Source organism: uncultured Brachybacterium sp., from assembly GCF_947500705.1.
Taxonomy (GTDB): domain Bacteria; phylum Actinomycetota; class Actinomycetes; order Actinomycetales; family Dermabacteraceae; genus Brachybacterium.
On sequence record NZ_CANMSY010000008.1, the window covers coordinates 13,374 to 25,767 of the forward strand.

The following is a 12,394-nucleotide window of genomic DNA, read 5'->3' on the forward strand; positions in this document are numbered from 1 at the left end:
ATGTGCGGGCGCTTCGCCTTCTTCCAGGAGATCGAACCGCTGGTGGACGACCTGGGCGCCGTGGACCTCACCGATCCGCACCTGCGCAGCCGCTGGAACATCCCTCCCACCGCTCCGATCCACGTGGTCACCGAATCGATCGACAAGGAGACCGGCGAGGTGCTGCGGGCACTGCGAGTGGCACGCTGGGGCCTGCTGCCCCCGTTCGCGAAGGAGGCATCGTTCTCCTCGCGCACCTTCAACGCCCGGCGCGAGACCCTGGCGGAGAAGCCGAGCTTCCGCGGGAGCCTGAGCCGATACCGAGCGATCATCCCGATGGACGGCTACTACGAATGGGTGCGCGGAGAGAAGGGTGCCCGGAAGCAGCCGTACTTCATCGCGCCCGCAGATGGCTCGCCGCTGTACATGGCGGCCCTGATCTCCTGGTGGAAGGGTCCGGGATCCCATGAGGGCCCCGCCGCGAGCGAGGACGGCCGATTCCTGCTCAGCGCCACCATCATCACGCGGGAGGCGACCGGGGAGCTCGCCGAGATCCACGACCGCACCCCGGTGATGCTGCCGCGCGATCAGCTCGATCCCTGGCTCGACACGTCGATGGACGACCGTCACGCCGCCCAGGAATGGATCCTGGACGACACCCACCTGCTGGACGATGCAACTCTCGCCCTTCGCGAGGTGGATCCCGGGGTCGGCAAGGTCGGCAACGAGGGTCCCGACCTGCTGGACCCGCCGCAGACCCTGCTCTGAGCACCGCCCACGCGCCACCGTCCCGCTCCGCCCGGCACGGCACGGCGATCCGCTTCGCCCACCTCCCGCAAGTTCACCTCAGGTGCGACGACCGCAGGGACAGATCCGCCCGCGGTCTGACGCGCCGGGCACGGCAGCGCCCGTACCCTCGGGGCCATGACCTACGGCTCCGAGCATCGGACGGACGCTCCCAGCGCGCGCGTCCGTTTCCGCGACCCGTTCCGCTGGATCATCGAGAACCCCGGCACCGTCGACCTGATCGGCTTCGGCGGCGCCTCGTTCCTGGTCCTGATCTCCGCACTGTGGACCGGCTCCATCGGCTGGTGGACCCTGTTCAGCGTGCCGATGATCGCCGCCGGAGCGCTGTGCCGGGTTCGGCCGCTGTTCGGCGTTCTGCTGATCGGCGCGCTCGCAGTGCTCCATCTGCTGGTCAACGTCCCGGTGGTCATGGGCGACGTGATGACCTTCTACGCGATGTTCTGCGCCGTCGCCTACGGCAGGCCCCCGGTGCACGGCATCGGCGTGGCCGCGGGCATGCTCGGCGTCTTCGCGCAGGCCACCTACTGGGGGATCAACGCCCTGCGCGGAGAGTTCGGCGGACTGGGCGAAGCGCTGATCAGCTTCTTCGGTCTCGGACTCGTCGGCACGATCACCATCGTCGCGGTCTGGGCGCTGGCCAACCTGCAGCGGGCACGGGTGCGACAGCTCGCCCTCACCCGTGACCGGGCCGAACAGGCACTCCGCGAGCGGGAGCAGCGCACCGCACTCGCCGTCGCGGCAGAGCGCGCCAGGATCGCCCGTGAGATGCACGACGTGGTCGCCCACTCCCTCTCGGTGATCATCGCGCAGGCCGATGGCGGCCGCTTCGTCGCCGCCCAGAAACCGGAGCAGGCCGCGGAGGTGCTGGCCACCATCGGAGAGACCGGCCGAGCGGCGCTGGCCGACATGCGTTCCCTGCTCGGCGTGCTGCGTCAGGAGGACGAGACCAGCTTCGGCCCGCAGCCCGGCCCGGAGATGCTGGGCGACCTCACCGGTCGAGTCGTCAAGGCCGGGCTGCCCGTCGACCTCCAGATCGACGGTTCGCTCGAGGGTCTCCCCCACGCGCTCGGGGTGTCGGTATTCCGCCTGGTCCAGGAGTCGCTCACCAACGTCCTCAAGCATGCCGGTCCCGGCACCACCGCTGCTGTACGGATCACACGCAGTCCCCAGCAGCTCGTGCTCGAGGTGCTGGATGACGGCCAGGGCACCGACGCCGCCGCCGACGGTCAGGGGCACGGCCTGACCGGGATGCGGGAGAGGGTGTCGGTGTTCGGCGGCACCCTGCAGGCCGGTCCGCTCCCCTCTCGCGGCTACCGGGTTCGCGCCGTCGTGCCGCTGACCGGATCGCTCGAGCCGCCGTCCGACCGCACCAGCCGGTGATCTTTCCGGTCGCCCGTCATCCCACCCCTCGTCGCCCCTCACCACGCCGTCGCCTCACCCCGCCCCTCTGCGAGTTCCCAGGAGATCCCCGATGAATGATCCGCTCGACCGCCCGCTGCGCATCGCCCTGGTCGATGACCAGCCGCTGGTGCGGGCCGGCTTCACGATGGTGATCGACTCGCAGGACGACATGGAGGTCGTCGCCCAGGCCTCCGACGGCGTCGACGCCGTCGAGGTGCTGCGCGGCCGCACCATCGACGTGGTCCTCATGGACGTGCGGATGCCGCGGATGGACGGCATCGAGGCGACCGCGCGGATCCTCGAGCAGGCTCCCGCGGACCGTTCCCCGAAGGTCATCGTGCTGACGACCTTCGATCTCGACGAGTACGTCGTCTCCGCGATCCGGGCCGGGGCCAGCGGCTTCCTGCTCAAGGACGCCCAGCCCGAGGATCTGCTCGGGGCGATCCGCACCGTCCACCGCGGGGACGCCGTGATCGCCCCGTCGGCCACCCGCCGCCTGCTGGAGCGGGTGGTGCGCGCCCCCGAGCCGGAGGAGAAGGACACCGCCGTCCTGGAACCGCTCACCGAGCGGGAGCGCGAGGTGCTCACCCTGATGGGGCGGGGCTTCTCCAATCGCGAGATCGGGGCGGAGCTGTTCGTCGCCGAGGCGACCGTGAAGACCCATGTGGGCCGGGTGCTCGCCAAGCTCGGGGCCCGGGACCGGGTGCAGGCCGTGATCATCGCCTTCGAGACCGGGCTGGTCGCCCCCGGCGCCAGCTGACGAGGCCGCTGACTCCTCTGGTGCCGACCGGCTGCGCCTGGCGCCGCCCGGCTGCGCCTCGACGTCAGACCACGACATCAGACCGCGACATCAGACCACGGTATGACGGCCATCGCGCCTCGAGTCGCGACCGGCCCCCGACAGCGCGACCACAGGGTGATGCGCGAGCATCGCCCGCCGCGGAAGGATCGGTCACGACCGCCCACCTCCCCGTGAAGGATCCCGATGACTTCCCAGCCCCTCGCAGCGACCTCCTCCCCCGGCGGCCCCGCCGGTGCGGCCACCGCGTCTCCCGCGATCACCGCCCGCGCCGTCACCCGCACCTATGGCACCGGCGCCGGGATCGTGACCGCACTGGACGCCGTGGACCTCGAGATCGCCAGCGGCGAGTTCACCGCCATCATGGGCCCCTCCGGCTCCGGCAAATCGACGCTGCTGCACAGCCTCGCGGGGCTCGACGTCGTCGACCATGGCTCCATCAGCATCGACGGCACCGAGATCACCTCTCTGGGGGACGACGCACTCACCATGCTCCGGCGTGAACGCATCGGCTTCGTGTTCCAGTCCTTCAACCTGCTGCCGATGCTCACTGCCGAGCAGAACATCCTGCTGCCCCTCGAGCTCGCCGGGAAGCGCGTGGACCGTGCCTGGCTGGACACCATCACCTCCGCCTTCGGCATCACCGACCGGCTCTCCCATCTCCCCTCACAGCTCTCCGGCGGGCAGGTGCAGCGCGTCGCCATCGCGCGCGCCCTGGTCACCTCGCCCGCGGTGGTCTTCGCCGACGAGCCCACCGGCAATCTCGACTCCCACACCACCGAAGAGGTGCTGCAGTTCCTGCGGCTGTCGGTGGACCAGTTCGGCCAGACGGTCGTGATGGTCACCCATGAGCGCGATGCCGCCGAACGCGCGGACCGCATCATCACGCTGGCCGATGGCCGGATCGCCCGCGACGAGGATCTGCGAGGACAGCACTGATGGCCCGCCGCACTTCGGTGAAGCTCACCCCGCTGCGACGGCACCTCGCAGCCGTCGTCACCATCGCCCTGTCCTGCGCCTTCGTCGCCGTGATGGTGCTGGCCGGGAACCTCATGCAGGCCTCGCTGCGCTCGCAGGCCTCCCAGCAGTACGAGGGCGCCGACCTCGAGATCGTCCGCCCCCTGACCGATGACCAATGGATGTCCGAGCAGCCGCTCGAGGCGCCGCAGGTCGACGGCGCCGATGCCGTCTGGCCCCTCCTGAACGAGTACCTCGAGCTCACCGCCTCCGACGACACCAGTGCCTTCCTCTCGCTCGCCCTGCTGCCGCCGGGGGCCCAGGAGGAGGAGTCCCTGCGGGAGGGCGTCCTGCCCACCTCGAGCTCGGAGATCGTGCTCGACACCGCCGCTGCGGACCAGCTCGGAGTCGGCCTCGGCGACACCGTGACCGTGCCGGCCGAGTGGAGGCCGAGCGGTCAGGAGCTCCCGCTGACGGTGGTGGGGATCGCCTCGATCCCTCAGGGCGCCGTCTTCGGCGGCACCCCCCGAATGCTGATCTCCGAGGCCAGCGCCGCCGAACTGCTCGGACCGCAGGCCGGCACCCTCACCGCGTCCTGGCTCGCCACCGTGCCCTCGGGCACGGACTCCGCCGACGTGGCGTCCACCGCGAGCTCGGCCGGTCTGACCGTGCGCACCGTCGAGGAGGCGGAGGACGAAGCCGCTGGGAATTTCCTGGGGGACTTCGCGGCGCTGGCGATGATGCTCGCCGTGTTCGTGGTGATCGCGCTGTTCACCAGCGCCGTGGTCATCGCGAACACCTTCGCCGTGACCATCGCCCAGCGCACCCGGAGCCTGGCGCTGCTGCGCACCCTCGGGGCGACACGTTCGCAGGTGCGCGGCGTCGTGCTGCGGGAGTCGCTGAGCGTCGGACTGATCGGTGCTGCGGCCGGCATGGTCGGCGGACATCTCCTGGTGCAGGTCGCACTCGTAGGAGCCGCCGGCATCGGCTGGCTGGAGGGCGTGCTGATGGTGCCCTTCAGCCTCTGGTCGTTCCTGCTGCCGCTGCTCGCAGGGGTGGCGATCACGCTGCTGGCGAGCCTCGCCCCCATGCGGTCCGCCACGAAGGTGGCGCCCTTGCAGGCGCTGCGGCCGGTCCCTCCCGCAGCGCGTCGCGGACTCGGCCAGCGAGGCCTCCTCGGGCTGATAGCCGTGCTCCTCGGCATTGCCGTCATGGCAGGAGGCACCGCACTGGCCTTGAACGGCAACACCACGATCGGGATCCTGCTGGCGATGCTCGGCGGGGTGGCCAGCTTCAGCGGGATCCTGCTGTCCCTGGTGGTCCTGACCCGGCCCCTCTCGGCCCTCGTCGGCCGGATCATGAGCAGGTTCGGCGGGCTCCCGGCGCGGATCGCCAGTGCGAACGTCGCCCGCAACCCGCGGCGCAGCGCCGCCACGATCGCCGCGCTTCTGATCGGCACCACGCTGATGACGATGATGGCCGTCGGTGCTCGCACCGCCGAGGCGACGCTCATCTCGGAGCTCGATTCGCGGCGCCCCATCGACATGGTCATCTCCGCCGGGGAGATGCCTGCCGACGCTCTGGAGCAGGTTCTCGCCCTCGACGGCATGGACACCGCCCACGAGGGCCGACGCGGCGACATCCAGGTGGGCGCCCCCGAGCCGATGACCCTCTACGGCCTCACCCCCGAGGCGGTACGGGAGACCTCGCACCGGCCTGGCATGGCCGAGGAGCTCGTGGACGGTGTGGTGCTGCTGGGCCAGGAGCGCTCCGAGCGGTTCGGCGTCACCGACGGTCAGATCCTGCAGGTCGAAGGGACCGACGGCGCCCTGCACGCACTGCGGGTGCAGGTCGATGCCAACCTGCAGATGTCCTTCGTGACGACGACGACGTTGGAGGAGCTCGTGGGCGACGAGTCGGCGTCGGTGATCGTCGGCGACTTCGCCGACCCCGGCACGCCCCAGCGGGAGGGCGTCGACGCCCTCGCCCTGGTCGGCTCCGTCGACGAGGTGATCATGGGTGAGGGCTTCTCCGAGGCGTCCGCCGACTTCGGCGGGATGGAACGAGAGGCCTACGGCCAGATCCTCACCATCCTGTTGGGGATCACCGTCGGTCTGCTCGCAGTCGCCGTGCTGGTGGCGCTGGTGGGGGTCGCCAACACGCTGAGCCTCGGCGTCATCGAGCGGACCGGGGAGAACGCCCTGCTGCGGGCGCTGGGCACCACCCGGGGGCAGATGCGCGCGATGCTCGGCTGGGAGGGCGTGCTGCTCGCGCTGGTCGGGGCGGTGCTGGGCATCGTGTTCGGCAGCGCTTACGGAATCCTGGGCATCAACGCCCTGCTGGGGGCCATCTATCCCGTCACGATGACGATCCCGTGGGGTCAGGTCGGCCTGGTGCTGCTGCTCGCCATCATCGCCGGCGGTCTCGCCTCGGTCCTGCCCGGGCGCACCGCCGCCCGGACGGCACCCGCCGCGGCCCTTGCGGACAACGAGTGAGCCACTGGGCGGTGAGCCGCTGCACGGGAGCCGTCGACGGTCCCGCGCAGCTGCCCGGTCTCAGTCACCGCGCCGAACGCCCTGCGGAAGCGGAGTGGAGTGCACCAACCGCGTCAGCATCACGAACAGAGCGATCGCGAGGATCAGGGCGAGGACGCCCTGCCAGTACATCGAGGCATTGAGCATGCTCGCCCCCACCAGGGCCTGGAACAGCTGCCAGGTGACGCCCCACCCGAGCCCGAAGCGGCCCCTGAGGAGGATCGAGCGCGCGGCCAGTGCGAGCAGCAGCGCGAACAGGAGCAGGAAGACCCCCAGGCCGATCCCGAGGCGGGCATGCAGCCCGCCGCCGGCGACCGCGATGAAGCAGTAGGTGGCGGCCGATGCGAGCAGCAGCGCTTCGACGCCCAGCAGCAGAGCGACGATCGGGCGGCTGCGAGGGCTCGGGTCCGGGCCGTCCACTGGACCGCGAGAGCGGTCGTCTCGGGAGCCACCGCGCGCGGCGGTAGGGGAGTCGGTGGGCATGGGTGCACTGTAATCTCCGCACCTGTGCCGGGACGTCACCTCCCCCGCCGTGCCGCTCCACGGACGGGCCGGCGCCTGCTCAGGCAGGTCCCGAAGCACTTTCCGCATCCGGATGCAACGCCTTCGTGCCCGGCATCACGCCTGATGCGGCCCGGACTCGCGCGTTGTGGGAAGTGCCACCAGGCTTGCTCATCCTGGCCCTTGTCGAGTGCACGGCCGCCCCAGAGAATGGAGATCTGCTCGTCGGGCCGATGGACATCGTGGGAGCTTCCGCTCCCCGTCCGGTCCCGAAGAGCCAGAGTCCCGAGAACGCCCCATAGAGGGTGACCCTCGCCGCATCACGCCCCACGGGGTGGGGTGGGGCGTCCTGGAAAGAGAGAGTGACGATGGACTGGCGCCACCGTGCCGAGTGCCTCAAGCATGATCCCGAGCTGTTCTTCCCGATCGGGAACACCGGACCGGCGATCACCCAGATCCAGGAAGCGAAGGCGGTGTGTCAGGGCTGTGACGTCATGACGGCCTGCCTCAAGTTCGCGCTCGAGACCGGTCAGGATTCCGGTGTCTGGGGCGGGCTCTCCGAGGATGAGCGCCGTTCCCTGAAGCGCCGGAACGCCCGCGCTCGCCGCGCCAGCTGATTCCTCGGTCCTGCGGCGCCCCCTCTGAGCGCGGTGCCGCAGGACCCGGCTGCACCCCATATCGACGCCTCCGGCTCGGCGTCCGCCCTCAGCCTCGGCCTCGGTGCGACGCCCTCCGGGCCTCCGCTCAGATCGTGAGCGGATCCAGGTAGACCTCGACCATCGCCCGGGTCCCGCCCTCGGGCCGGTCCTCCCAGGTGAGCGTCCCACCGAGCTGCCCCTGCACCAGCGTCAGGGCGATGTTGGTCCCGAGCCCCGTCGGCTTCGCAGCCCCCATCCCCATGCCGTCATCCTCGATGGAGATGACCAGATGGGATCCGGTGCGATCGCTGCGGATCGTGAGCGTCCCGCCGGTCTCCGAGAGCCCGTGCTCGACCGCATTGGTCGCCAGCTCGGTCACCACCAGTGCCAACGGCGTCGCCTCCTCCGCCCGGATGGACCCCACCCGGCCGATCTTCTGGGTGCGGACCTCGACCTGGCTGTCGGTCAGCTGCGGGGTCCCCGCACGATGGACGCTCGCGCTGGCGGCATCCACCGCGAGCCGCAGGCAGCGGTCGATCACCTCGTCGAAGTGGACGGCCTCCTGAGATCCCTGAAGCAGCGACTCATGGACCAGGGCGATGGTCGAGACCCGGCGCATCGCTTCCGCCAGCGCTTCTCGTGCCTCGTCGGTCTTCATGCGTCGAGACTGCATCCGCAGCAGCGCGGCCACCGTCTGCAGGTTGTTCTTCACCCGGTGATGCACCTCGCGGATGGTCGCATCCTTGGTGATCAGCTCACGCTCGCGACGACGCAGCTCGGTCACGTCCCGCACCAGGATCACCGCGCCGGTGCGGCGGCCCTGCTCGGTCAGCGGCACCGCGCGCAGGGAGAGGGTCCCACCGCGGGCCTGCATATCGGACCGCCAGGCGGCGCGGCCCATCAGCACCAGCGGCAGGGATTCATCGACGGGGGAACGGGACTGCAGCACCTCGGTCGAGAGCTCGGCGAGGGTGATGCCCTCCATGTCCCCGGCGATGCCGAAGCGGTGGAAGGCCGAGCGCGCGTTCGGCGAGGTCCACTGGACGATCCCCGCCTCATCCAGCTCGACCACGCCGTCTCCGACCCGCGGTGCTCCGCGCCGGGGCGGGATCGGTGCTCCCGCGATCGGGAAGGCCCCGCTCTCGAGCATTCGCAGCAGACGATCACCCAGCGCACGCTGGTGGATCTCGTTGTCGGAGGGCTGATGGTCAGCCTCCGGGACCTCCGCAGCCAGCACGGCGAGGGTACGACCGTTCTTGCGCACGGGGACCAGGGTTCCCATCGCCGAACGGCCCTCACGTTCGATCTCGGTGGGAACCCGGAGGGGCTCCCCTCCGCCCAGCAGCCGGGCGAGCTCGGTGCCCTGCTCGCTGCCATCGCTCGTGGTCCCCACCGGGTCCTCGTAGTAGACGGTGGGACCGGTGGCGGGGCGGCAGTGCGCGACGGCGAGCGGGCCGTCGTCCTCCTGGATCCACAGCACGAGATCGGCGCGCAGGAGATCGGACAGCAGGTTCCAATCGCCGACGAGGTGCTGCAACCAGTCGGCCTCCTTCTCGGAGAGACCACGATTATCGGCGAGGAACTTGGACAGGCTCGGCATGGGGACAGGATAGGGGTCTGCGTCATCGCCCCGGTGACCGTCCCATCGGCGGTCAGCTCCTCCGCACTGCTCTAGGCTGGTCCCGACCCGTTCCGAGGAAGGACCAGGATGAAGCTTCGCGAGACTCTGCACCTCCCGCTGTCGGCGCACGCCGCAGCCGAGATGTATGCCGATCCGACATACACCGAGATCCGACGGCGTACGCTCGGCGCCGCGCAGGCGGGTTCAACCCTCGAGGGGAGCCCCGCCGGCGCCTTCACCGTGCGCACCGAGCTGTCGATGCCGACCGACCGCGTGCCGGACATGGTGCGGCCCTTCGTCGGGTCCTCGGTCACGATTCATGAGGAGCAGTCCTGGTCCGCACCCGAGCAGGACGGCAGCCGCCGAGGAAGCATGCACCTGGACGTCGTCGGCACTCCCGCCGGGCTCACCGCCACCCTGCGCCTCTCGCCGTCGGGCGAATCGGCCAGCACGGTCGAGATCGACGGAGACCTGGTCGCGAAGGTCCCGCTGCTGGGACCGCGACTGGAGAAGGCGGCGATCCCCTACGTCTCCACGGTGCTCCGCGCTGAAGAGCGTTCGGCGAAGACCTACCGCGAGTCCTCAGCCGGCTGAGCACCCCTCCCAGGGCGGTCAGCTCCCGGGAGCGGCGTCCCTGGCTGCGGCATCCAGGTAGGCCAGGGCGTCGGTCGCCTCGCTGGTGTCGAACCACAGCAGGGCGGGATCGGTATCGTCGGCGTCGGCAGCTGCTGCATTCTGCTCGGTGACATGAAGGCTCGCGATCCTGGCAGAGGTCGCCTCCCGCAGGACGACGCCGAAGACTCCCGCATCCTCGGCGGCGGACGATGGAGCGCCCTCCGGCACATCCGCGGCGATCACGAGCGCCCTCGCACTGCTCGGGCCCGCGCCGAAGGCGATATGGACCGCGTCCTGGAGGGCCTCGTACTCGAGGTCCTCCTCGTCCTCGCCAGGCCGGTCGGCACGGGCTTCGGCGGTGACCGCCCAGGCGGCACGGCCCGCGTCGAGATCGACACGGGTACCTGCGATCTCGAGCGTCCGGCGGTCCAGGTCAGTCAGCGGAAGATAGATCCTCATGGGAGTCATCTTCTCACCGGCTCACTCGATCCGATGCCGGAACACCCTGGCCGAGCAGAGCGGGAGAGGCCGCGAGATCCCGCAGCCCCTTGCGCAGCGCCGATCGCGGGGCGGTCTCGGCGAGCAGAGCACCGTCCCAGGCTGCGGTCCGGCAGACGACCGGATCATCGGGCAGCAGGTTCAGGGAGGCGACGGGGATCCGGGAGGCGATCAGGTCCCGCACCCGATCGCCCGGGACCGGCGCGCCCACCCTGTTCACCACGACATGGAGCTCTTGAACACCCAGCTCCTCGAGCCTGCTGTGCTCCCGCAGCAGTCGAGTGATGCTGATGGGGTCGGCGGTGACCACGGCGATCACCGCATCGGCCGCCTCGATCGCGCTGATCGCCGCAGCATTGCGCTGCGGTGCGGCGGTGTCATAGCTGAGCTCCTCGTCCTCCTCGAGCAGCGGTCCGATATCTGCGAGCACGAGCCCGCCTCGATTCGCCAGTGCTCCCCAGACACCTTCCATCGAGGTCCGACGCAGCTCTGCCCAACGCCCCGGAACCCCGATCCCGCTGAGCAGGCGCAGGTGGGGCTGGACCAGCGGCAGCAAGGACTCCAGGGTCACCTCGTCCAAGGTGTCACGGTCATGGGCGCGTGCCGCCGCCACCAGGCCGGGTGCCTCATCCAGCACTCCGAGCAGCTGGCTCTGGGAGGGCCCGTAGGTGTCTGCATCGACCAGGACCGTCTCCTCCCCTCCCGCTGCGGCCTCGGCGGCCAGGTTCGCCGCGATCAGAGACCGGCCCGGAGAACCTGTCGGCCCCCAGACCGCCACCATGCGCCCCGTCGGCGCGTCCTGGGGCGCCGACGCCTCCTGCATCCAGGAGTCCGCCTCCTCGGTCTCCCCCGCGACTGCCGCGGTGACGGCGGCCAGGATCTCGTCGATCGAGGAGTCGGCAGGCAGCACGTGGCGCAGTCCCAGCCCCGTCTTCTCCGCGGCGTCAGCCGACGACAGCCCCACCACCACGGCGTCGCGCATCATCGCCGCGATCGCGTCGCGTCCCAGGCCTCGGACCGACACGTCGATGAGCACCACGTCACCGATTCCTGCCGCTGTCACGGCGAGGGTCTCAGCGAGGTCTGCGCATCGGCGCACCACCCGGGCCGTGCGGTCGCGATCCACCGCGAGATCGTGGACTATCCGGACCTCGTCGCTGCCCGACGCGCAGAGCACGATATCTATCACGGCGCGAGTCCATGGGCTCCGGGGACGCCGATCACGTCCAGCCGCTCATCTTTCGAGAGCACCTCGAGCACCTCGCCCACGCTGCCGCTGGGCACCAGCACCTCGACGGCCATCGACCGCATGCCCAGTGAGCTCCCTTCATCGATGCGCCTGACCACGGCGTCGGGGACCAGCAGCACTGCCTGCACCTCTTCGGAGTCCGCGCTCGTGGGAGCGGTGTGCCAGAGCTCCACGGTGGCGCCGGGGACCACGGACTCCGCCACGGTGGCATCGACCGGGATCACCACGGGTCGCAGCGTCACCTCAGCGGCCTGACCGATCGCGGACATCGGGAGCAGCTCCCCCTCCTGCACGGTGCGGGTGACGACCGCGCCGGCGGGGACGGAGTCCATGGTGCCGGCATAGAGACCTGTCTGGTCCCCGAGCCTCATCTCCACCACCACCAGATCTGCGCTGTCGATCGGGTCCCCGGGCACGATCGGAGAGCGGGCGACCAGGACCGGCGTCGTCTCGGAGAGTCGGGAGACCAGCAATGCCCCCATCAGCACGCTCGCGACGACCAGAACGATCCCCACGATCAGGCGCGGATCCTTCCATCGTGGTCGGCGCAGCCTCATCATCGGTGTGGTAGCCCCCACTGCCCTCTCCTGACCCCTCGCTCAGATCCCGCGGCGCGGGGACCTTCCGGGAGGCTACGACAGCGGGAGCTCCGATGGGGCCGGTGCGGGAGCTTTGTGGATATCCGTCTGCTCGAGGCGCCGGGAGGACGTCTGTCCACAGCGGTGAGGGCGGAGGACGACGAGGATGAGAGAATGGCCTGGCCTCACCTCCAGGTGTTCCGCTCGGAAGGATCGT

12 protein-coding genes are annotated in these 12,394 nt (G+C 70.4%); 7 read left to right on the top strand and 5 right to left on the bottom strand.

The window, feature by feature from the left end:
• The 5 genes from Q0937_RS13415 to Q0937_RS13435 all read left to right on the top strand — a co-directional run bounded on the left by Q0937_RS13415 (position 1) and on the right by Q0937_RS13435 (position 6,438).
• Positions 1 to 747, top strand: coding sequence for an SOS response-associated peptidase (locus Q0937_RS13415; RefSeq protein ID WP_299304485.1), 747 nt, complete (start codon positions 1 to 3; stop codon positions 745 to 747).
• A gap of 156 nt (positions 748 to 903) precedes the next feature.
• Positions 904 to 2,166, top strand: a complete 1,263-nt coding sequence (locus Q0937_RS13420) for a sensor histidine kinase (protein WP_299304487.1) — start codon at positions 904 to 906, stop codon at positions 2,164 to 2,166.
• Positions 2,167 to 2,257: 91 nt separating this feature from the next.
• Positions 2,258 to 2,947, top strand: coding sequence for a response regulator transcription factor (locus Q0937_RS13425; protein ID WP_299304489.1), 690 nt, complete (start codon positions 2,258 to 2,260; stop codon positions 2,945 to 2,947).
• A 225-nt stretch (positions 2,948 to 3,172) separates the two neighbouring features.
• Positions 3,173 to 3,925, top strand: a complete 753-nt coding sequence (locus Q0937_RS13430) for an ABC transporter ATP-binding protein (RefSeq protein ID WP_299304490.1) — start codon at positions 3,173 to 3,175, stop codon at positions 3,923 to 3,925.
• Complete coding sequence (locus Q0937_RS13435) at positions 3,925 to 6,438, top strand: ABC transporter permease (RefSeq protein ID WP_299304492.1); 2,514 nt, start codon at positions 3,925 to 3,927, stop codon at positions 6,436 to 6,438. The genes Q0937_RS13430 and Q0937_RS13435 overlap by 1 nt, the downstream gene beginning before the upstream one ends.
• Before the next feature lie 60 nt (positions 6,439 to 6,498).
• Here Q0937_RS13435 and Q0937_RS13440 read toward each other — a convergent pair whose 3' ends face one another.
• Positions 6,499 to 6,960: a hypothetical protein gene (locus tag Q0937_RS13440; RefSeq protein WP_299304494.1), complete on the bottom strand. Its 462-nt coding sequence runs from the start codon at positions 6,958 to 6,960 to the stop codon at positions 6,499 to 6,501.
• A gap of 386 nt (positions 6,961 to 7,346) precedes the next feature.
• Here Q0937_RS13440 and Q0937_RS13445 point away from each other — a divergent pair, with 386 nt between their 5' ends.
• Entirely contained in the window at positions 7,347 to 7,595 is a 249-nt protein-coding gene (locus Q0937_RS13445) for a WhiB family transcriptional regulator (RefSeq protein WP_299304496.1), read from the top strand.
• Positions 7,596 to 7,722: 127 nt separating this feature from the next.
• On the opposite strand, the gene Q0937_RS13450 is transcribed toward Q0937_RS13445, so the two are convergent.
• The gene (locus tag Q0937_RS13450; protein ID WP_299304498.1) at positions 7,723 to 9,216 is read right to left on the bottom strand and encodes a sensor histidine kinase; all 1,494 of its coding nucleotides are present in this window, start codon (positions 9,214 to 9,216) and stop codon (positions 7,723 to 7,725) included.
• A gap of 108 nt (positions 9,217 to 9,324) precedes the next feature.
• On the opposite strand from Q0937_RS13450, the gene Q0937_RS13455 reads away from it, so the two are divergent.
• Positions 9,325 to 9,831, top strand: a complete 507-nt coding sequence (locus Q0937_RS13455) for a DUF2505 domain-containing protein (RefSeq protein WP_299304499.1) — start codon at positions 9,325 to 9,327, stop codon at positions 9,829 to 9,831.
• A gap of 18 nt (positions 9,832 to 9,849) precedes the next feature.
• On the opposite strand, the gene Q0937_RS13460 is transcribed toward Q0937_RS13455, so the two are convergent.
• From Q0937_RS13460 to Q0937_RS13470, 3 genes are read right to left on the bottom strand one after another with little or no spacing between them, the layout of a single operon-like run.
• Positions 9,850 to 10,311 (bottom strand): DUF6912 family protein, encoded by a 462-nt coding sequence (locus Q0937_RS13460; RefSeq protein WP_299304501.1) that lies wholly within the window; start codon positions 10,309 to 10,311, stop codon positions 9,850 to 9,852.
• 13 nt (positions 10,312 to 10,324) lie between these two features.
• Positions 10,325 to 11,476 carry a P-loop NTPase gene (locus Q0937_RS13465; protein ID WP_299304503.1) on the bottom strand — a complete coding sequence of 384 codons (1,152 nt, stop codon included), beginning with the start codon at positions 11,474 to 11,476 and terminating at the stop codon, positions 10,325 to 10,327.
• A 59-nt stretch (positions 11,477 to 11,535) separates the two neighbouring features.
• Entirely contained in the window at positions 11,536 to 12,156 is a 621-nt protein-coding gene (locus Q0937_RS13470; RefSeq protein WP_299304505.1) for an SAF domain-containing protein, read from the bottom strand.
• Positions 12,157 to 12,394 lie beyond the last annotated feature (238 nt).